This is a genomic window from Gordonia amicalis (genome assembly GCF_022059885.1).
In the GTDB taxonomy this organism is placed as follows: Bacteria; Actinomycetota; Actinomycetes; order Mycobacteriales; family Mycobacteriaceae; genus Gordonia; species Gordonia amicalis.
In genome coordinates this window covers 4,823,305-4,843,066 of the sequence record NZ_CP091855.1, presented here as the reverse complement: position 1 = coordinate 4,843,066, position 19,762 = coordinate 4,823,305, and the positions used below count along the sequence as shown (strand labels likewise).

The window sequence follows — 19,762 nt, the reverse complement described above, 5'->3', positions numbered from 1 at the left end:
ACCACAACGGACAACAAAGAGGAATGAACACCTAGTGCCAACCATCAATCAGCTGGTCCGCAAGGGCCGTCATGACAAGGCTGCGAAGACCAAGACCGCGGCCCTCAAGGGAAGCCCGCAGCGTCGCGGCGTGTGCACCCGCGTGTACACCACCACCCCCAAGAAGCCGAACTCCGCGCTGCGCAAGGTCGCCCGTGTGCGTCTGACCAGCTCGGTGGAGGTCACCGCCTACATCCCCGGCGAAGGCCACAACCTGCAGGAGCACTCGATGGTGCTCGTCCGCGGCGGTCGTGTGAAGGACCTCCCGGGTGTGCGCTACAAGATCATCCGCGGCTCGCTCGACACCCAGGGTGTCAAGGACCGCAAGCAGGCCCGTAGCCGCTACGGCGCGAAGAAGGGGAACTGATAAGTCATGCCACGTAAAGGACCCGCACCCAAGCGCCCGCTGATCAACGACCCGGTCTACGGTTCGCCGCTGGTCACCCAGCTGGTCAACAAGATCCTGCTGGACGGCAAGAAGTCGACCGCCGAGCGCATCGTCTACGGCGCGCTCGAGCAGGCCCGCGAGAAGACCGGCACCGATCCGGTCGTCACCCTCAAGCGTGCGCTCGACAACGTCAAGCCCACCCTCGAGGTGAAGAGCCGCCGCGTCGGTGGCGCCACCTACCAGGTGCCGATCGAGGTCAAGCCGGGTCGCGCCAACACCCTGGCGCTCCGCTGGCTCGTGACCTTCAGCCGTCAGCGTCGCGAGAAGACGATGGTCGAGCGCCTGGCCAACGAGCTGCTCGACGCGTCCAACGGCCTCGGTGCTTCGGTGAAGCGCCGCGAGGACACCCACAAGATGGCCGAGGCCAACCGGGCGTTCGCGCACTACCGCTGGTGATCACTGTCGGCCGCGGTGGCCCTTTCCGGGTCGCCGCGGCCGGACCCACCTCAGACCCAACAGCTCTAGCGAAAATGCGAGGCGAATAAGTGGCACAGGAAGTGCTCAGCGACCTGAACAAGGTGCGCAACATCGGCATCATGGCCCACATCGATGCCGGCAAGACCACCACGACCGAGCGAATCCTCTTCTACACCGGTGTGAACTACAAGATCGGTGAAACCCACGACGGTGCCTCGACCACCGACTGGATGGAGCAGGAGAAGGAGCGTGGTATCACCATCACCTCCGCGGCCGTGACCTGTTTCTGGAACAAGAACCAGATCAACATCATCGACACCCCCGGCCACGTCGACTTCACCGTCGAGGTGGAGCGCAGCCTCCGCGTCCTCGACGGCGCGGTCGCCGTGTTCGACGGCAAGGAAGGCGTCGAGCCGCAGTCCGAGCAGGTGTGGCGTCAGGCCGAGAAGTACGAAGTCCCCCGTATCTGCTTCGTCAACAAGATGGACAAGCTGGGCGCGGACTTCTACTTCACCGTTCAGACCATCAAGGACCGTCTCGGCGCCAAGCCGCTGGTCCTGCAGCTCCCGATCGGTGCCGAGGACAACTTCGACGGCGTCGTCGACCTCATCGAGCAGAAGGCCATCACCTGGCGCGGCGTCGTGCCGACCGGTGCCGAGCCGACGATCGAGGAGATCCCGGCCGACCTGGTCGAGAAGGCTGCGGAGTACCGCGAGCAACTGCTCGAGACGGTCGCCGAGTCCGACGAAGCCCTCATGGAGAAGTACTTCGGCGGCGAAGAGCTCACCGTCGAGGAGATCAAGGCTGCGATCCGCAAGCTGACCGTCTCCCGTGAGCTCTACCCGGTTCTCTGTGGCTCGGCCTTCAAGAACAAGGGTGTCCAGCCGATGCTGGACGCGGTCATCGACTACCTGCCGTCCCCGCTGGACGTGCCGTCGGTCGAGGGCCACGCCGTGGGCGACGAGGAGGAGATCCTCTCGCGCAAGCCGTCCGCCGACGAGCCGTTCTCGGCTCTCGCGTTCAAGATCGCGGCCCACCCCTTCTTCGGCAAGCTCACCTTCGTGCGTGTGTACTCCGGCAGGATCAACGCCGGCACCCAGGTGCTCAACGCCACCAAGGGCAAGAAGGAGCGCATCGGCAAGCTGTTCCAGATGCATGCCAACAAGGAGAACCCGGTCGAGGACGCCACCGCGGGTCACATCTACGCGATGATCGGCCTCAAGGACACCACCACCGGTGACACCCTGTGTGATGCGGCAGCGCCCATCGTGCTCGAGTCCATGAGCTTCCCGGACCCGGTCATCAACGTCTCGATCGAGCCGAAGACCAAGTCCGACCAGGAGAAGCTCGGCACCGCGATCCAGAAGCTCGCCGAAGAGGACCCGACCTTCTCGGTCCAGCTCGACGAGGAGACCGGCCAGACCGTCATCGGCGGTATGGGCGAGCTCCACCTCGACATCCTGGTCGACCGCATGAAGCGCGAGTTCAAGGTCGAGGCCAACGTCGGCAAGCCGCAGGTGGCGTACCGCGAGACCATCCGCAAGACGGTCGAGAAGCACGAGTACACCCACAAGAAGCAGACCGGTGGTTCGGGTCAGTTCGCGAAGGTCATCATCAAGCTCGAGCCCCTCGTGGATGCCGAGGACGGTGCGACCTACGAGTTCGCCAACGCCGTCACCGGTGGTCGAGTCCCGCGCGAGTACATCCCTTCGGTGGATGCCGGTGCCCAGGACGCCATGCAGTACGGTGTCCTCGCCGGTTACCCGCTGGTCAACCTGAAGGTCACCCTGCTCGACGGTCAGTACCACGACGTCGACTCGTCGGAAATGGCCTTCAAGATCGCCGGCTCGCAGGCCCTCAAGGAAGCTGCGAAGATGGCCGGCCCGGTCATCCTGGAGCCGATCATGGCCGTCGAGGTCACGACTCCCGAGGACTACATGGGCGACGTCATCGGCGACCTGAACTCCCGCCGTGGCCAGATCCAGGCCATGGAGGAGCGCAGTGGTGCACGTGTCGTGAAGGCACAGGTGCCGCTGTCGGAGATGTTCGGCTACATCGGAGACCTTCGGTCGAAGACCCAGGGCCGGGCAAACTACTCCATGGTGTTCGACTCGTACGCGGAAGTTCCCGCGAACGTGTCGAAGGAAATCATCGCGAAGGCCACCGGAGAGTAATTCCCCGGTCGCCCTGGCGACACGCGCTGGCCGACAAGCGGGCGCACCAACGTAAATGAAAACCCCTGCTGGGATCCGCCCAGTAGAGCAACAACAGTCCAGGAGGACAATCAAGTGGCGAAGGCGAAGTTCGAGCGGACCAAGCCGCACGTGAACATCGGCACCATCGGTCACGTCGACCACGGCAAGACCACCCTGACCGCGGCCATCACCAAGGTGCTGCACGACAAGTACCCGGAACTCAACAAGAGCTTCGCGTTCGACCAGATCGACAAGGCTCCTGAGGAGAAGGCTCGCGGTATCACGATCAACATCTCGCATGTTGAGTACGAGACCGAGAAGCGTCACTACGCTCACGTCGACGCTCCGGGTCACGCCGACTACATCAAGAACATGATCACCGGTGCGGCTCAGATGGACGGCGCGATCCTCGTGGTTGCCGCCACCGACGGTCCGATGCCGCAGACCCGCGAGCACGTGCTGCTGGCCCGCCAGGTCGGTGTGCCCTACATCCTCGTCGCCCTGAACAAGGCCGACATGGTCGACGACGAAGAGATCATCGAGCTCGTCGAGATGGAGGTCCGCGAACTGCTGGCCGCCCAGGACTTCGACGAGGAAGCACCGGTCGTCAAGGTCTCGGCGCTCAAGGCGCTCGAGGGTGACGCCGAGTGGGCCAAGTCGATCGAAGAGCTCATGGCTGCTGTCGACGAGTCGATCCCGGATCCGGTTCGCGAGACCGACAAGCCGTTCCTCATGCCCGTCGAGGACGTCTTCACCATCACCGGCCGCGGCACCGTGGTCACCGGTCGTGTGGAGCGCGGCGAGGTCAACGTGAACGAGGAAGTCGAGATCGTCGGCATCCGCGAGAAGAGCACCAAGACCACCGTCACCGGTATCGAGATGTTCCACAAGCTCCTCGATTCCGCACAGGCAGGCGACAACGCCGGTCTGCTGCTCCGCGGCCTCAAGCGTGAGGACGTCGAGCGCGGTCAGGTCATCGTGAAGCCGGGCACCACGACCCCGCACACCGAGTTCGAGGGCCAGGCGTACATCCTGTCCAAGGACGAGGGCGGCCGTCACACCCCGTTCTTCAACAACTACCGTCCGCAGTTCTACTTCCGTACCACGGACGTGACCGGCGTCGTGACCCTCCCCGAGGGCACCGAGATGGTCATGCCGGGCGACAACACCGAGATGAGCGTCAAGCTCATCCAGCCGGTCGCCATGGACGAGGGCCTGCGCTTCGCCATCCGCGAGGGTGGCCGCACCGTTGGTGCGGGTCGAGTCACCAAGATCACCAAGTGATCTTGCTTTGACACACTGACTCTCTGAGTCGACGAAGGCGCCCCAGCCGCGAAAGCGGTTGGGGCGCCTTTGTCGTCACGCGACCGTGAGCGGATCGTCGACGAACTCTGACGAGACGAGAAAAGCCCGCCGGCGCTCGACTGCACGCAGTCGAGCGCCGGCGGGCTTTTCGGAAATGTCCTACTGCGTGTTCGTGTAGAGATCTCCGTACTCGCCCCGCATGTTCTTCTTGTCCAGCTTGCCGACGCTGGTGCGCGGCAACCGGTCGACCCGGATGATCGTGTCGGGGAGCTGCCATTTGGCGAAGCGGTCGACGAGCAGCGCGTGCACCTCGTCGATGTCGATGTCTTCGCCGTCGGTCGTGGCCACCAGCACGACCGGTCGTTCCTGCCACTTCGGGTGTTCGACGCCGATGACGGCTGCCTCGGCCACGCGCGGATGAGCGACGATGGCGTTCTCCATGTCGATCGAGGAGATCCACTCACCTCCGCTCTTGACGACGTCCTTGAGACGGTCGGTGAGCTTCATGTAACCGTTCTCGTCGATCACGCCGACGTCGCCGCTGCGCCAGTAGCCGTCGAGGAACTTGTCGGCGTCGTCGTCGAGGTTGTGGTAGCGCTCGGTGATCCAGGGACCGCGGAAGAGCAGTTCACCCTGGCTGACCCCGTCGTGCGGCAGGTCGTTGCCGTCGGCGTCGACGACGCGTACATCGACGCCGTTGAGCGGAAGTCCCTGGGAGCGCTTCAGATCCCACTTCTCTTCGTCGGAAATCCTGCCCTGCAGGGTGTACTTGAGGCCGCGGTTGATGGTCACCATCGGGGTGGTCTCGGTGGCGCCGTAGGCGTGGATGATGTCGGCGCCCGTCAGGTCGGCGAAGCCGCGCATCAGAGACAGGGCGGGTTCGGTTGCGCCACAGAGGAGTCGGGCGCGACTGAAGTCGGGCTTCTCGTCGAGTGTGGTGATGTAGTCGAGCATCGGCTGGAAGATCGCCGGTGCTCCGTTGGCGATGGTCACGCCTTCGTCGATCATCGTGTCGACGAGCATCGCGGTGTCGTCGGCCTGGTATCGCCCGGGCAGAACGACTTTGGCGGCACTGAAGATCGCCGACTGGGGAAGTCCCCAGCACGAGGAGTGGAATATCGGGGTGATCAGCATGACCGCGTCCGATGCATCCATGCCGAGGTTGGCGGCCTCGGCCAGCGTGTGCAGGTATATCCCGCGATGCGAGTAGTAGACGCCTTTGGGCCGACCGGTGGTGCCGGTGGTGTAACACGCACTGTAGGAGGAGTTCTCCTCGATCACCGGCCAGTCGAAGGACGGTTCGGCGGCGGCCATCAGGTCCTCGAAGAACACGACGTCGGGCAGGCTGGTGGAGATCTCGGCGGACGGGCGATCCGTCATGATTACCCACTGGCGGACACCGGGTGCGTGTGGGGCGATGGCCTCGGCGACCGGGAGCAGCGACTCGTCGACGAGCACCACAGATGCCTCGGAGTGCGAGGTCACGAAGCCGAGATCCTCCGGGGCGAGTCGCAGATTCATCTGCAGCATGACCGCACCGGTACCCGGGATGGCCCAGTACAGCTCGAAGTGACGTCTGCTGTTCCAGTCGAGGACGCCGACGACGTCGGCCGGCTTCACACCGAGGCCGGTCAGCACGTTGGCGGCGCGCTGGGTGCGGGCATAGCACTCGGCGTAGGTGTAGCGATCCCAGGAACCGTCGGCGGCGCGGGAGACGATCTCCTGCTCCGGGTAGGTGCGAGCGCTGTGGCGGATCAGCGTGGTGGTGTTGAGCTGGTAGGAGTCGCCGTGCGTCGAGGGCAGGCCCCGGACGATCTCGGTGGTCATGACGGTCCCTTCGGATTCGTTGGTCGATCGTGCTGTCCTGAGGATCACGACCAGACAGCCGATACAACTGTACAGTTGACGATTCTGATGTATGGAAACCCATCTCTTTGTACAATCGACGTCGGCCTGCGGGAGGTACACAGTCATGTCAGATCCACGCGCGAGTCCTGGTGATCTCACCGCGAAGGCGAAGATTCGCAACGCGGCACTCGACCTGTACGCCGATCAGGGGGAGGGGCGTGTCTCGATGCGCGCTGTCGCCGCGGCGGCCGGGGTGACGGTGGGGCTGGTCCAGCATCATTTCAAGACCAAAGAGGGCCTGCGCAATGCGGTCGAGCAGCTCATCGTCGACTACCACGCCCAGGCCATCGCGTCGGCGCCCACCGACGGCACCCCCGGTGAGGTGATAGCCGAACGGGACCGGGCGGTTCAACGGATGCTTCTCGAACACCCGCCGGTGGTCGACTACCTCCGACGCGCCGTGCTCGATCCGGCGGGTGAGCACGGGGCACTGATCGGACGTCTCACGGAACTGACCAGGTCGGAGGTCACCAAATCGCGCGAGAGCGGGCTGGCATCCACCGACCGGTCCGAGGCCGTGCAGGTGGTTCGGGTGATGGTGCGCCAGCTCGGTGGCCTGTTCCTGCAGCCGATGGTCGACGCGATCTGGGCGGGCGCGGGTGGGCTCGACACCGCCGACTCGGAGAAACCCTCCCTGAGCGTGTCCATCGTCGAGCGGTAGTCCGGGTGGCCCACGATGGCCGCGGTACGGGTGGGAACGGCATGGTGTGACGCGGCGCGCACCGCGGCCGGCCGTAGGCTGATTTTCATGCGCGTGCTGAAGCGGCGGGCCGAGCCGGCCCTCGCGGTCCGGGTGGCCGGCGAACCCGACAGGGGGTTGCCGGTGGTACTCGTCCACGGGATGGCGTCGGACCATTCGACATGGCGTCCCCTCGCATCGGCGTTGCGCCGGCAGGGTCGACCGGTCGTGAGCGTCGACCTCCGCGGACACGGCCGCAGCGGTCGCCCGCAGAGCGCCTACCGGCTCGACGACTTCCGGGACGACCTCGTCTACGTGCTCGACGTCCTCGGCATCCACCGGGCAGACGTGGTCGGGCATTCGCTCGGTGCGCACACCGCGCTCCGTCTGGCGATGCACGAGCCGTCGCGGGCGCGGCGTCTGGTCCTCGAGGAGGTACCGCCCATGCCCCGCGACGAGGCCGACCTCTCCGAGGGCATCACCATGAAGGCGACCCTCGGCGAACAGGTCCGCGGACTCCTCGCCCTGGTGGGAAACCCCTTCCCGGTCATCCGGTTCGACGGCCGGATGGGCGACGAGATCGTCGCCGAGTTCGATGTCTGTGCACCACAGTGGTGGTCGGAACTGCCGCGCGTGAGCGCCTCGACGATGGTCATCTCCGGCGGGGAACGCAGCTTCCTGCCGCCTCGTCACCTGCGGACGGTCAGCGAGGCCCTGCCGGATTCACGGTTCGTCACCATCGATGCCGGACACAGCGTGCACCGCGACCGACGTGCGGAGTTCATTCGGCACGTCGAGGAGTTCCTGGGACCCACCGTTCCCTGAGGTGCGAGCGGAGCGAGACCCACCGTTCCCTGAGGTGCGAGCGGAGCGAGCCTCGAAGGGCCTGGGTCGTTAGGCCGGCTTGTTGTGCAGCGGCCGCGGGTCGACGCCCACCTTCGTCCACGCCTCATGCGCCCACGGGACGTAGAGGTACTTCAGCGGCAGTCGGTTGACCAGCGGGTTGATGGCGCGCATGAAAGCCGCGAAGCGCTGGAAGTTCTTCTCCTTCTTGTCGTTCCACTCCAGGTCGCAGACGTCACGCATCTGTTGGGGGAGTGTCCCCACGATGACCGTGCGGATGAACGCGTTGAGCGGAGCCGACAGAACCGTCCACACCGGGCCCGGGACCTTCTTGGGGCGAGGCAGCCCCTGACGGATGTAGCCGGTGGCATAGACGATCGTCTTGTGGGGGACGAAGCGGTCGAGCATGTCCTCCCAATACGCGAGGAACTCCTCGTAGGTCTGGGGCTGACCACGGTCGCTGACACCGTAGAGCTGGTACCAGACCTTGCTCTCCTCGAAGATCTGCACCTTCTCGGCGTAGCTGAGCCGGCGGATGAACGTGTCGGTGATGTAGAGGACCTGGTCGACGAAGGTCGCGTGCGCCCAGTAGAACAGCTCCGGGTTGAGCGCGTGATAGCGCGAGCCGTCGCTGATGGTGCCCTTGATGTCGCGGTGGAACTCACGGACCGTCCGGCCCCACTTCTCGGGTTCGGTGCTGTAGACGGTCTTCATCACGGGCGGCCCGGTCCGCTTGGCGCGACCGAGGAAGTCGCTGAAGATCACCGAGTGGTCGAGGACGGCCTGCCCGAGTTGCTCGATGCAGTTCTCGGTGCCGGCCAGCCGCTGGAAGCCGAGGATGCCCCGGGAATCGCCGTAGAACTTCCACACGAGTGAATCGGCCCCGAGCCGAGGCCGCACGATCTCGCCGGCGGTGTCCGGGGTGTCGTCGACGATCATCGGCTCCGCCTCGCGGATACCGGCATCGAATCCCTGGTTGACTGACATGAGGGCGAGGGTAGTGCACTTGGAACAAAGTGGGAAGGTTGTTCCATCGAATTCACACAACCCTCGTTCAAAGTCGACGCGAGTGACCCAGGAGGATGTGATGCCCGGCGGCGTGAACGGTGAGTGGGAGCTCCCGGATGTGGAGGATCTGCTCGCGACGGCCGTGGTGGTTCGTCTCCCCATGCGAACCCGGTTCCGTGGGCTGACCGCCCGCGAGACGATGGTCTTCGCCGGGCCGGCGGGCTGGGGCGAGTTCGGTCCCTTCGTCGAGTACGGCGACGTCGAGGCGTCCGCGTGGCTGCGGGCCGGCATCGAGGCCGCCTACCTCGGTCCGCGCCCCGCGGTGCGGGACACGGTGCCGGTCAACGCGACCGTGCCCGCGATCCCGGCCGAGGACGTTGCCGAACTGCTGAAGCGGTATCCGGGCGCGGGGACGGCGAAGGTGAAGGTCGCCGAACCGGGCCAGACCCTCGACGACGACGTCGCGCGGGTCGCCGCGACACGTGAGGTGATCGGGCGGGTGCGCGTCGACGCCAACGGTGGCTGGTCGGTGGACGAGGCGATCACCGCTCTCCGTGCGATCGGGGACGTCGAGTACGCCGAACAGCCGTGCCGCACGGTCGACGAGCTGGCGCAGGTGCGGCGTTCGGTGGACGTGCCGATCGCCGCCGACGAGTCGATTCGCAAGGCCGACGATCCGTTGCGCGTGGTCGCCGCGGAGGCCGCGGACGTCGCCGTGGTGAAGGTGGCGCCGCTCGGTGGGATGCGGGCGACGCTCGAACTCGCCGACACCCTCGGGCTCGACGTCGTCGTGTCGAGCGCCCTCGACAGCGCGATCGGCATGGCGGCCGGCGTGGCCGCGGCCGCGGCACTGCCTCGTCTCGACCTCGCCTGCGGCCTCGGCACCGGTTCGCTCTTCACGGCGGACGTCGCGCCGTCGTTCCTGATGCGGGACGGCGTCGTCGAACCGCGGTGGTTCGGTGCCGGGTTCGACGTCGACGTCGTGAGTCATGCTGCGCCGGAGGACCGTCAACAGTGGTGGCGGCATCGGCTTCGACGCTGTCATCGGCTGCTCGTCGAGGGCTGAGCTCTCGCCGGCCGATCGGAGGCGAGTTAGGAACGCTTTTCCCGGATTGTCTCAACATGGTCTAGTATGCGATGTGGATCACATTCTGCACGACTCGACTGGATGGGAGACGGTCATGGCGTCGGTACTCGCGACCCCTCCCGCGGGGAGCGGCTTGCAGGCCGTGCCGTGTTCGGGTCGTAACAGCATCCTCGAGATCATGTCGATGCGGCGCGACCCGTTCGCCTTCGCCGACCGCCGCCGCGCCCGGTTCGGCAACGTGTCGGGACTCGATGCCTTCGGCGTGCGGATGGTGGTGACGGGAGACCCCCGCGCCGCGCAGGAGATCCTGATGAACAAGGACCGGGCGTTCGCCAATGGTCCGGCGTGGAGCTACTTCATCGGTCCCTTCTTCAACCGCGGCGTCATGCTCCTCGACTTCGACGAGCACCGTCACCACCGGCACATCCTGCAGCAGGCGTTCAGCACCTCCGCGCTCAAGGGCTACATGCAGGAGATGCAGCCCATGATCGCCGAGCGCGTCGGGGAGTTCCCGGTCGGCTCGGTGAGACTGTTCGAACAGTTCAAGGCGCTCACGCTCGACGTCGCGCTCGAGGTCTTCCTCGGCCTGAACCTTCCCAGGGACGAGGCCGACCGGATCAACAAGGCGTTCATCGACACCGTCCGTGCAGGTGTCGCCTACGTGCGCAAACCCGTTCCGGGCGGTCGCTGGTGGAAGGGGCTGCGCTCGCGCAAGGTCCTCGAGGAGTTCTTCTACGCCAACATCGCGGCGAAGCGGGCACGGGAGACACCGGATCTCTTCTCGGTTCTCTGTCACGCGGAGAGCGATGAGGGAGATCGCTTCTCCGACGAGGACGTGGTCAACCACATGATCTTCGTGCTCATGGCCGCGCACGACACGTCGACGATCACGATGACCCAGATGGCCTACCACATGGCCAAGGCGCCCGAGTGGCAGGAACGTGCCCGGTCGGAGTCGCTCGAACTCGGACCCGAACTCGGATACGACAGCCTCGGGAGCATGACTGCGCTGGACCTGGTGATGAAGGAGTCGCTGCGGCTCTGTCCGCCGGTGCCGGCCCAGCCCCGCATGGCCATCAAGGACACCTCGGTCCAGGGTTTTCACATCCCCGAGGGCACCATCGTCACGACTTCCTCCTTGTCCGGCCAGCGGGACCCGGAGTTCTTCACCAATCCCGACATGTTCGACCCGGAGAGGTTCGGTCCGGAGCGCGCGGAGGACAAGTCGCACCGGTTCGCCTGGATGCCATTTGGTGGTGGCGTTCACAAATGTATCGGCCTGTATTTTGGCCAGATGGAGATCAAGACGATCATGCATCACCTGCTGCGTGGTTACGAATGGTCGGTGCCGGCCGACTACACGATGCCGATGGACTACAGCGCGCTGCCCGTGCCCAAGGACAAGTTCCCCGTGACCCTTCGGCGCAGGTGATCGAGTGTCGGACAATCTCGTGAAGGAGACCGTGAAGAGCGTCATGAAGGGAAAGGGCGCCCGCACGTCCACCCGGAAGGTGCGCAACACCGCGAGCCCGGCCGACCAGGAGGCGGCGATCCTCGCAGCCGCGGCGTCGGAGTTCGCCGAGGTCGGTGTGCGCCGCGCCAACATCGACGAGGTCGCAGCGCGTGCCGGCGTCAGCCGCAGCACCCTGTACCGCCGCTTCCCGAACAAGGAGGCGCTCCTCTATGCCGTGGCCAACGATGCCTACGAACGCGGCATGCAGAAACTCGAGGCCTCGGTCAAGGGGATGGGACCCAAGGAAGCGCTCGTCGAGGCGTTCGCGGTCGGTGCCGAGCTCGTCATGTCCGACCCGCTGTTGAGCCGGATCGTCCTCACCGACTCCGAGATCAAGAGCGTCACCGCGAAGATGACGTCGCTGTTCATCGACATGGTCACCGACCGGGTTGCGGCCACGCTGCGCGAGGAGGGCGCCCAGATGCCGGTCGAGGATCTGCTCGAGGCGGTCGAGATCCATATGCGCCTGGTGATCTCGCTCCTCGAGACGCCGCCGTCGGATCCGGCCCGCACCGAACCGCAGCGGGTTCGCGACTTCGCGGCGAAGTTCCTCGCCCCGATGATCTGGTGACCGGAGCCCGACGCACTACGGCGACGACCTCATGCGCGGCGGCCGTGCGCGCCGCCCACTGTCGAGACCAATCAACAACAATCACCCGAGGGGGAACCAATGAGCCTGCGTGACAAACTGTCTCGGAAGCCCGACCACGATGCCGTCCGAGCAGCGCTGTAGGACAAGGTGGTGGTCATCACCGGCGGCGCGCGCGGTATCGGATTCGAGACCGCGACCCAGCTGTTCCGGGCGGGCGCGAAGGTGGCCATCGGCGATGTCGACGGCGAGGCGGTCGGCAAGGCCGCGGCCGATCTCGGCATCGAGGGCGTCGAGGTCGATGTCACCAGGCGGGAGTCCTTCGACGCTTTCCTCTCCGAGGTCGAGAGCCGGCTCGGACCGATCGACGTCCTGGTCAGCAACGCCGGGATCATGCCGGTGGGTCCCTTCCTGTCCTACGACGACACGATCATCCGGCGGACCTTCGACATCGATGTCCTCGGCGTCATCATCGGCTGCCAGGAAGCAGCTCGACGGATGGCCCCGCGACGCACCGGCCACATCGTCAACATCGCGTCGACGGCCGGCCGCATCCCGACCCCGGGTCTGACCATCTACAACGGCGCCAAGGCCGCGGTGATCGAGTTCTCCGAGGCGCTGGGCGCCGAGCTCGAGCCGGAGGGTGTCACCGTCAGCGCCGTCCTCCCGACCTTCACCCGGACCGCGCTGATCTCCGGACTCCAGACCAACAAGTTCATCCAGACCGTGTCGCCGGAAGAAGTGGCGGCCATCGTCGTGGAGACGATCGCCCGCCCGGTGACGGGCGTGTACGCCCCGCGGTCGATGCGCTGGGCGGACTCGAGTCCCCTGTTCCCACAGGCGATGAAGCGGTTCAGCCGGAAGCTCACCAAGTTGGACTCGATCTTCCTGAGCCCCGACCAGGAGGCGCGCGCCGCCTACTCGAGCCGAATCCGCGGTGAGAAGGTCGAGAACAAAGCGGACACCCGCCTGTCGTCGTAGAGGAGAGCCCGGCTTTGAGCGAGGGGTCGCGGCCCGGTGCGGCGGAAATCGCGTCCGCACGCAGCACTCGGCGTGAACTGCGTGAGGCGCTCGACGAGTTGCATGCCATGGAGGTCGACGCGGGCCTGCGACGCCCGGTGCCGCGTCGCCGATGGATTCTGGCGATTCTGGTGACGGTCGTCGCGGTCGTCGGCGCCGGGATCGCGGTCGTGGCCTGGTCCGACGCGCGGAACGCCTACACCGACGACGACTTCGAGCGGGCGGCGGCCGAACGTGTCGCCGTGCTGATCGCGCCGGACCATCGCGATCCGGGCCGGGCGCGCAAGATCCTCGCGGGCGCCACCGGCACCTTCTACGACGAGTTCGCCCAGTCCGCGGACAGCTACAGCGCTTTCGTGCAGGCCAATGGTTCGGTGTCCGAGTCCTCGGTCGACGGCACGGGTGTCTCTGCCCGGGAGGGCGGCAGCGCAACGGTTCTCGTCGCGGCGACCGTCCTGTTCGACGCCGATGACGGGACCGGTCCGGGGCAGGCACGCCGATTCCGGCTACGGGTACTGGTCACCCCAGACGACGGCTCGCTGAAACTCGGGGCGGTGCAATACCTTCCATGACCTCATCGGGTTACATCTCGGCGCGGGCCGGCGCTCTCCGAATTCTGGCGGCGGCGCTGGTGCTCGCGGTTGCGCTGGTCGCCGCAGGGTCCGCGTGGCGTGCCCACGCCGCGGGAGACGAGCTGCAGCACAGCCGTGAGCAGCTCCGCAACCGTGCGGGAACGATCGTGGCCGACGTCTTCTCGGTCGATTCGTCTCGGTGGCAACAGGATCGGGCGCGGGCCCGGGAGCTGGTCGCCCGCCAGTTTCTCGACAGCTACGGAGCACAGCTCACCCGGCCACCGGAGCCGGGGACGATCTCAGTCGTGTGGCGGCCCGAGATCGTCAGCGTGGTCGACGCCGACGCCGTCGAAGGGCAGGCCCTGATGCGGGTGGCGGTGACCGTACGGTCCGGTGTTCGTGCCGGATCCGAACCTGATGCGGCGACGGTCCGGCGATCGGTGCTGGCTCGCTTCGTCCGTGCCGATGATTCGTGGCTGCTCGCCGCGGCCGATGTGATCGGGTGAGACGGTGACGCAGGCAGACGACTCGACCTCCGCCCGCGTGCGGCTTGCCCGCAGCCGGGTCGACGAGGCGACGCGGAGTGCGCGCACGGCCCGGATCGCCGCCGCTCCCGCGCTCCGCGAGCGTGCCGTGCGACGGACGCGCCGCCTACGAGCGGGTCTTCTGGCCGTGGCGGCGATCGTCGCGATCCTCGTCGTCGCGGGTGTTGTCCTGGGATGGCAGATCCGCGGGCAGCGGGCGGAAGTCGATCTGCAGGGCGAAGTGCTGGATTCGGCGCGTGCTGCGGTCACGGCCATGCTGACCGCCGACCCGGCCGAGGCCGGTGCCTATGTGGACGGAGTACTCGCGGTGAGCACCGGCTCGCAGCGGGATCGCATCGACAAGGCCCGTGACGCTCTCGTCACCGAAGTGCGCAGGCAGGCCGGACGCAGTGTCGGACAGGTGGTCTCGGCCGGCCTGGTGACCGATCCGGCGTCGGACGACACCGGCACCACCGTGGACGTGCTCGTCGTCGCCGACGCCACGAACCCGCTGTTGCTGGGGTCGGAGGGGGCGGCGGCTCCGGCCGCCGTCGACGCGACCGCCCAACGCATCACGGCGCTGATCACCATGGAACTCACCGGTGACGGCTGGAAGATCGCCGAGGCGCGTCTGTCGTGACCGAACTCCTGGAACCGCGCCCGACACGCCGGCAACGCCATCGCATCGCTGCCCTGACCGTCGTCACCGTCGTGGCACTCGTTGTCGCGCTGATCGCCGGGATCGCGGTGTTGCGGTCCGACCTACAGCCCAGCGAGGATGAGCGTGCCGCGATCCTGTCCGCGGCGGGCGGCGCGGTCGGTGCGCTGATGACATTCGGACCGGATGACCCACCCGACCAGCGGCGGCGCACGGATGCGCTGCTTGCCGACCCGTTGCGTCTCGAATACCGCAATCGGGGCGCCGACGTCGTCCTTCCCGGAGCGCGGGCCGCGGCGATCTCGATGGTCGGACGGGTCGTGGGCGCCGGTCTGGACGACAGCGCCGACGAACGCGCGCGGGTCCTCGTGTTCATCGATCAGACGCTGTCTGTCGCAGACGGACAAAAACCTATAGGCTTTAGGGAGCCTGCCGATGCGGACGGTGAGACAACCCCTACCGCGAGGTGGGCACTTATGCGTAAGGTCGACGGGAATTGGCTGTTGTCCGACCTGCAACCGGTCGGAGACGTAACCCGCTGAGGCACTGTCCTCGGAATGTCATCGGGCATTCCGAGTTGAACGGTGTCCGCGGTGAGAGAGGACGAAGATGAGTGGATCAGGCGCGGGCGTCGTGGTCGTCGGGGCGGGCCTGGGCGGGATCAGGGTGGCGGAGAGCCTCCGCAACAACGGGTTCACCGATCCGATCACCCTGGTAGGTGCCGAGGATCATCCGCCCTACGACCGTCCACCGCTGTCGAAGTCTGTCCTGCTCGGCAAAGACGATCGGGTCGACCTCAAAACCGCGGAGTTCTACGGCGAATCCGGCATCACCCTTCGCCTGGGTTCCGCGGTGACCTCGGTGTCGCCGGCGGAGAAGACCGTCACGCTGGCATCCGGTGACGCCCTCGCCTACGACACGCTGGTCCTGGCCACGGGGCTGGACCCGCGACCGTTCCCGGGTCTTGCCGACGCCGTGGCCGGCGTGCACATGATCCGGACCTACGACGACGCGGTGGCGTTGCGCGGCGAGATCGATACCGCCTCGACCGCTGTGGTGATCGGTGCCGGGTTCATCGGCTGCGAGGTGGCCGCGAGCCTCACCTCCCGCGGGTTGAGCGTCAGCCTGGTCGAGCCCGCTCCCACTCCGCTCGCGGTCGCTCTCGGCGAGGAGATCGGCACGCTGGTCTCACGCCTCCACACCGACAACGGGGTCGACCTGCGCACCGGGGTCGGTGTCGCCGAAATCGTCGTCGCCGAGGACCCGACCGGACCGAAGGTCACCGCGGTCAAGCTCGACGACGGCACCGAACTACCGGCGGACATCGTGGTCGTCGGTATCGGGTCGACGCCGGTGACCGGTTATCTCGACGGTTCCGGGATCGAACTCGCACCCCGCGAAGTGGGTGGCGGAATCGCCTGCGATGCAACCGGTCACACCAGCGCCGAGAATGTCTACGCGCTCGGTGACGTCGCCAACTGGCGAGACCAGGACGGCACCCCGCACCGTGTCGAGCACTGGAACCACACGGTCGAACAGGCCTCCGTCGTGGCTCACCAGATCGCCGGTGGCGACGCCGTCACCGCCGGGGTCTCGTACTTCTGGAGTGACCAGTTCGACCTGAAGATCCAGGTGCTCGGTTCCCCGCGCGCCGACGACACCGTGCACGTCGTCGACGACGACGGCAAGAAGTTCGTGGCTTACTACAGCCGCGATGGCATCCTCACCGGCGTCGTCGGTGCGGGCAAGGTCGGTGCCGTCATGAAGACCCGATCGAAACTCCAGACACCGACGCCCATTGCCGACCTGCTGTAGCACCGATGGGCGCCGAGTTGAACGCCGCTTCGGTACGCGCGGCGGCGGCCGAGATCGCCGATCCCCAGTGTGCGGTCGACCTGGCGCGGTTCTTCCAGGTCCGACCCGGCGGCTACGGGGAGGGTGACGAGTTCCTCGGCCTGCGCGTGCCCCAGCAACGGGCGATAGCCAAACGCTTCCGTGGCATCGGCGCCGATGAGATTGTCGCGCTTTTGGACTCGCCGGTTCACGAGCATCGGCTCATCGCCTTGTTCCTGCTGCGCGGCGACTTCGAACGGGCCCTACGGCCGCGGTCGGTCCCGGACTGGGACGAGGCTGCGAGGTGGGTTGGGCTGTACCTCGACGCGGTCCGTCGGGGACGGGTGAACAACTGGGATCTCGTGGACTCGTCCGCCGATTCCGTCCTCGGCGAATACTGCCGCCGGCGGGGCGACATCGACGTCATCCTCGCCCACGCCGCCGACGGCGACCTCTGGCGGCGGCGCGTGGGGATCATCGCGACCTTCGCCCACATCAAACACGCTGACGCATCCGCGCTTCTGTCCGTGGCGCCACTCGTCCAGAACGACCGGCGGGACCTCATCCAGAAGGCCTTCGGGTGGATGCTTCGCGAGACCGGCAAGCGCGTCGACGAGCAGACGCTTTTGGCGTACCTCGAGGAGAACGCCGCCCGAATGGGCCGCACCGCACTGAGCTACGCGATCGAGCACCGAACGCCCGAGGAGCGCGCGCATTTCCGGGCGCTGAGATGAGAGACCGCGGCGCTCTCGCTCCCTGAGGTGCGAGGAGCGAGGCGCGGCGTTCTCGCTCCCTGATCCGAAAGAACCAGGGAACCGCTCGCTGCGCTCGAGAAACAAGGACGGATTACATCGCCCGTCCCCACTCGCGGCAAGCCGCTGGAGAACTCATCCCCGTGAGCGCCCTCGGAGGGCATATTGCCCTCCGAAGCCGCTCAGGTGGACGCGAAATTTCGGACCGTTCGACCCGCTGTGGGGCATTCATCGCCTGCCACCCCGAACACGACGTCATTCAACGGGCAAACGCCCGTTCCTTCGACCTCCACGACGGCGACAAGCCGACCGAGGGTACTGAGGTGTGGGAGCGCAAGCCGCCGGGCCGAGCGAGCGACGGGAGCGCAGCGAAGTCGACGAGCCTCGAAGGCCCGGTGGGACAACGTCGCCCACCCGACACGGGTCGACTTCTACCCCGACCGACAGACTTGACGTCTGTCGGTCGAGATGAGGTTCGTCGGTCAGGCGCTCGACATGCCCCCTGATACGCCCTCCGGCCCGATGCGGCGAAGCGATGTCGCCCGCGACATCAATCCGTCCGGGCGACATCGGCCGAGCTCGCCCAAACGAAGCGTTGTCGCGCGCGACAACAGTTCGGGGCAACGCGACTTCTTTCGATCTCCACGACGGTCGGCCCGCCGACCGCGGGCACTGAGGTGCGAGGAGCGAGGCGCGGCGTTCTCGCTCCCTGAGGTGCGAGGAGCGATAGCGACGAGCCTCGAAGGGCCGATGAGACGCGGTGGGAACGTAGGAGACTCAGCCCTCGCGCGCCACGCGTATCGCCGCCCAGATCATCGGGAACTGAAACGGCAGGCGCGCCAGTGCGGCGACCCGGTAGGGCAGCGGTTTGTCCCACCAGAGCCGCACCATGTTGAGGTTCGCGGGGTAGACGGCGAGGAACAGCAGCGCCGCCAGCGCACCGGAGAGGCGGCGGGTCCGTGGCACGAGAAGTCCGGCGCCCAAGCCGATCTCGGCAACCCCGGACAGATACGTCAGTGTTCGCGGGTCGCCGGGGATCTCCTCCGGGATGATCTCGTCGAACGGCTTGGGTGCCACGAAGTGGAGTGCCCCGATGCCGAGGAGCATCACGGCCATTCCGCGGGCGAGCTGCGCCGGACTGAATCGGGAGCGGTCACGCCGGGAACTGAGGATGGTGGTCACGTCGGTGCTCCCCTTCGATGGTCGGAACTGCGGGTCAGAACTCGATCTTGAGTGAATCCGAGGTCGGAAGGGCCTGGCAACCCAGGATGTATCCATCCTCGATGTCCTCGGGGTCGAGCGCGCCGGCGTTGTCCATGTCGACGGTGCCCTCGGTGAGAGTGCATGCGCACGAACCGCATTCGCCCTCCTGGCAGGAGTACGGGGCGTCGAGCCCGGCTGCCAGCATGATGTCGACCAGGGTGCGCTTGCGCGGCCAGCTCAGAGTGTGGGTCTCGCCGTCGAGCTCGACTTCGACGGTGGCCGCGGAAGCCTGGTCCTCCTCGCTGACCTCCTCGAGTTCGACGTCGGCGAACGGGTCGCCGGACAGCGAGTTGTAGACCTCGGTGTGGACGTTGTGGTGCGGAAAGTTCGCCTGCGCCAAGGCTTTGTGGACGGCGTCCATGAACGGTCCGGGACCGCACATGTAGGCGGTGTGGGTGGTCGAGTACGGCGCGAACACCGATGTCAGGGCTGCCGCGGTGGGCAGCCCCTGCAGGGTCTCGAGCCAGTGGACGACGGTGAGGCGGTCGGCGTGCGCGTGGAGCAGGTCGCGCAGCTCGGCGGCGAAGATCACGTCGTCCTCGCTGCGATTGGCGTAGAAGAAGACGATCGGCGCGTCGCTCTTCTTCAACGCCGCCTTGAGGATCGACATCACCGGTGTCACGCCGCTGCCGGCGGCGATGAGCAGTAGCGGGTCGTCGTAGGACTTCGGCGTGAAGACCCCGGACGGGGGCAGCACCTCGACCTGCGAACCGGGGGAGAGGTTGTCGCACACCCAGTTGGACCCGTAGCCGTCGACGGTGCGCTTCACGGTCACCTTGGGACGGGCGTCGGTGTACGGCGACGATGCCAGGGAGTAGCAGCGGGCCACCGACCCGGTCTGCTCACTCGGGATGCGGAGCGTGAGGAACTGCCCCGGCTTGTAGTCGGTGAAGGCGGCCGACGACGTCTCGGGGACCTCGAAGGCGATGGATTTGGCATCGGACGTCTCATCGATCACCTCGGCCACCGTGAGGATCACGCTGCGTGAGCCATGAGGGGTCAGGTCAGACATGTAGCAGCTCTCCGACGTCGAGGACCGGGTCGAACCGGACCGAATTAGAACACGTTCTACTTCAGGATAGCCCAATCAGTGGGTGTCCCACGAGGCC

Annotated in this window: 20 protein-coding genes; 16 read left to right on the top strand and 4 right to left on the bottom strand. The window is 66.5% G+C overall.

The annotated features are described in order from the left end of the window. The first annotated feature begins 34 nt into the window (after window positions 1-34). From rpsL to tuf, 4 genes are all read left to right on the top strand, one after another. Complete coding sequence (rpsL, locus tag IHQ52_RS22200) at window positions 35-406, top strand: 30S ribosomal protein S12 (RefSeq protein ID WP_004020596.1); 372 nt, start codon at window positions 35-37, stop codon at window positions 404-406. A 6-nt stretch (window positions 407-412) separates the two neighbouring features. Continuing rightward, entirely contained in the window at window positions 413-883 is a 471-nt protein-coding gene (gene rpsG / locus IHQ52_RS22195) for a 30S ribosomal protein S7 (protein WP_006434721.1), read from the top strand. An 89-nt stretch (window positions 884-972) separates the two neighbouring features. Continuing rightward, entirely contained in the window at window positions 973-3,078 is a 2,106-nt protein-coding gene (fusA, locus tag IHQ52_RS22190) for an elongation factor G (protein ID WP_006434720.1), read from the top strand. A gap of 114 nt (window positions 3,079-3,192) precedes the next feature. Then, window positions 3,193-4,383, top strand: coding sequence for an elongation factor Tu (gene tuf, locus IHQ52_RS22185; RefSeq protein ID WP_006434719.1), 1,191 nt, complete (start codon window positions 3,193-3,195; stop codon window positions 4,381-4,383). 180 nt (window positions 4,384-4,563) lie between these two features. On the opposite strand, the gene IHQ52_RS22180 is transcribed toward tuf, so the two are convergent. Continuing rightward, entirely contained in the window at window positions 4,564-6,231 is a 1,668-nt protein-coding gene (locus IHQ52_RS22180; protein ID WP_006434718.1) for a long-chain-fatty-acid--CoA ligase, read from the bottom strand. Between the two features lie 145 nt (window positions 6,232-6,376). Between IHQ52_RS22180 and IHQ52_RS22175 the strand changes: the two genes are divergently transcribed. Next, entirely contained in the window at window positions 6,377-6,973 is a 597-nt protein-coding gene (locus IHQ52_RS22175) for a TetR/AcrR family transcriptional regulator (RefSeq protein ID WP_006434717.1), read from the top strand. An 87-nt stretch (window positions 6,974-7,060) separates the two neighbouring features. After that, window positions 7,061-7,816 (top strand): alpha/beta fold hydrolase, encoded by a 756-nt coding sequence (locus tag IHQ52_RS22170; RefSeq protein ID WP_040004507.1) that lies wholly within the window; start codon window positions 7,061-7,063, stop codon window positions 7,814-7,816. Window positions 7,817-7,885: 69 nt separating this feature from the next. Here the strand turns inward: IHQ52_RS22170 and IHQ52_RS22165 are convergent, their stop codons facing one another. Continuing rightward, window positions 7,886-8,821 carry an oxygenase MpaB family protein gene (locus IHQ52_RS22165; RefSeq protein ID WP_238063963.1) on the bottom strand — a complete coding sequence of 312 codons (936 nt, stop codon included), beginning with the start codon at window positions 8,819-8,821 and terminating at the stop codon, window positions 7,886-7,888. Window positions 8,822-8,921: 100 nt separating this feature from the next. Between IHQ52_RS22165 and IHQ52_RS22160 the strand changes: the two genes are divergently transcribed. The 10 genes from IHQ52_RS22160 to IHQ52_RS22115 all read left to right on the top strand — a co-directional run bounded on the left by IHQ52_RS22160 (window position 8,922) and on the right by IHQ52_RS22115 (window position 17,372). Further along, window positions 8,922-9,908, top strand: a complete 987-nt coding sequence (locus IHQ52_RS22160) for an o-succinylbenzoate synthase (RefSeq protein ID WP_006434714.1) — start codon at window positions 8,922-8,924, stop codon at window positions 9,906-9,908. 115 nt (window positions 9,909-10,023) lie between these two features. Further along, on the top strand, window positions 10,024-11,361 hold the full coding sequence (locus tag IHQ52_RS22155; RefSeq protein WP_006434713.1) for a cytochrome P450: 1,338 nt from the start codon (window positions 10,024-10,026) through the stop codon (window positions 11,359-11,361). A gap of 4 nt (window positions 11,362-11,365) precedes the next feature. Next, the gene (locus tag IHQ52_RS22150) at window positions 11,366-12,013 is read left to right on the top strand and encodes a TetR/AcrR family transcriptional regulator (protein ID WP_006434712.1); all 648 of its coding nucleotides are present in this window, start codon (window positions 11,366-11,368) and stop codon (window positions 12,011-12,013) included. Window positions 12,014-12,181: 168 nt separating this feature from the next. Beyond that, window positions 12,182-13,012, top strand: coding sequence for an SDR family oxidoreductase (locus IHQ52_RS22145; RefSeq protein ID WP_006434711.1), 831 nt, complete (start codon window positions 12,182-12,184; stop codon window positions 13,010-13,012). A 14-nt stretch (window positions 13,013-13,026) separates the two neighbouring features. After that, entirely contained in the window at window positions 13,027-13,623 is a 597-nt protein-coding gene (locus IHQ52_RS22140; RefSeq protein ID WP_006434710.1) for a hypothetical protein, read from the top strand. After that, a complete protein-coding gene (locus tag IHQ52_RS22135) occupies window positions 13,620-14,129 on the top strand; it encodes a hypothetical protein (protein ID WP_006434709.1) in 510 nt (169 codons plus the stop codon). The genes IHQ52_RS22140 and IHQ52_RS22135 overlap by 4 nt, the downstream gene beginning before the upstream one ends. Window positions 14,130-14,133: 4 nt before the next feature. Next, entirely contained in the window at window positions 14,134-14,787 is a 654-nt protein-coding gene (locus IHQ52_RS22130) for a hypothetical protein (protein WP_006434708.1), read from the top strand. Beyond that, window positions 14,784-15,347, top strand: a complete 564-nt coding sequence (locus IHQ52_RS22125; protein ID WP_006434707.1) for a hypothetical protein — start codon at window positions 14,784-14,786, stop codon at window positions 15,345-15,347. Before IHQ52_RS22130 ends, IHQ52_RS22125 begins: the two co-directional genes overlap by 4 nt. Window positions 15,348-15,414: 67 nt before the next feature. Then, complete coding sequence (locus IHQ52_RS22120) at window positions 15,415-16,620, top strand: NAD(P)/FAD-dependent oxidoreductase (RefSeq protein WP_006434706.1); 1,206 nt, start codon at window positions 15,415-15,417, stop codon at window positions 16,618-16,620. A gap of 5 nt (window positions 16,621-16,625) precedes the next feature. Continuing rightward, on the top strand, window positions 16,626-17,372 hold the full coding sequence (locus IHQ52_RS22115) for a DNA alkylation repair protein (RefSeq protein ID WP_006434705.1): 747 nt from the start codon (window positions 16,626-16,628) through the stop codon (window positions 17,370-17,372). Between the two features lie 795 nt (window positions 17,373-18,167). Here the strand turns inward: IHQ52_RS22115 and IHQ52_RS22110 are convergent. Together IHQ52_RS22110 and IHQ52_RS22105 are read right to left on the bottom strand one after the other, a co-directional pair. Then, window positions 18,168-18,506: a DoxX family protein gene (locus IHQ52_RS22110; protein WP_051349556.1), complete on the bottom strand. Its 339-nt coding sequence runs from the start codon at window positions 18,504-18,506 to the stop codon at window positions 18,168-18,170. Between the two features lie 100 nt (window positions 18,507-18,606). Next, on the bottom strand, window positions 18,607-19,665 hold the full coding sequence (locus IHQ52_RS22105) for a ferredoxin--NADP reductase (protein ID WP_006434703.1): 1,059 nt from the start codon (window positions 19,663-19,665) through the stop codon (window positions 18,607-18,609). Window positions 19,666-19,762: the final 97 nt, after the last annotated feature.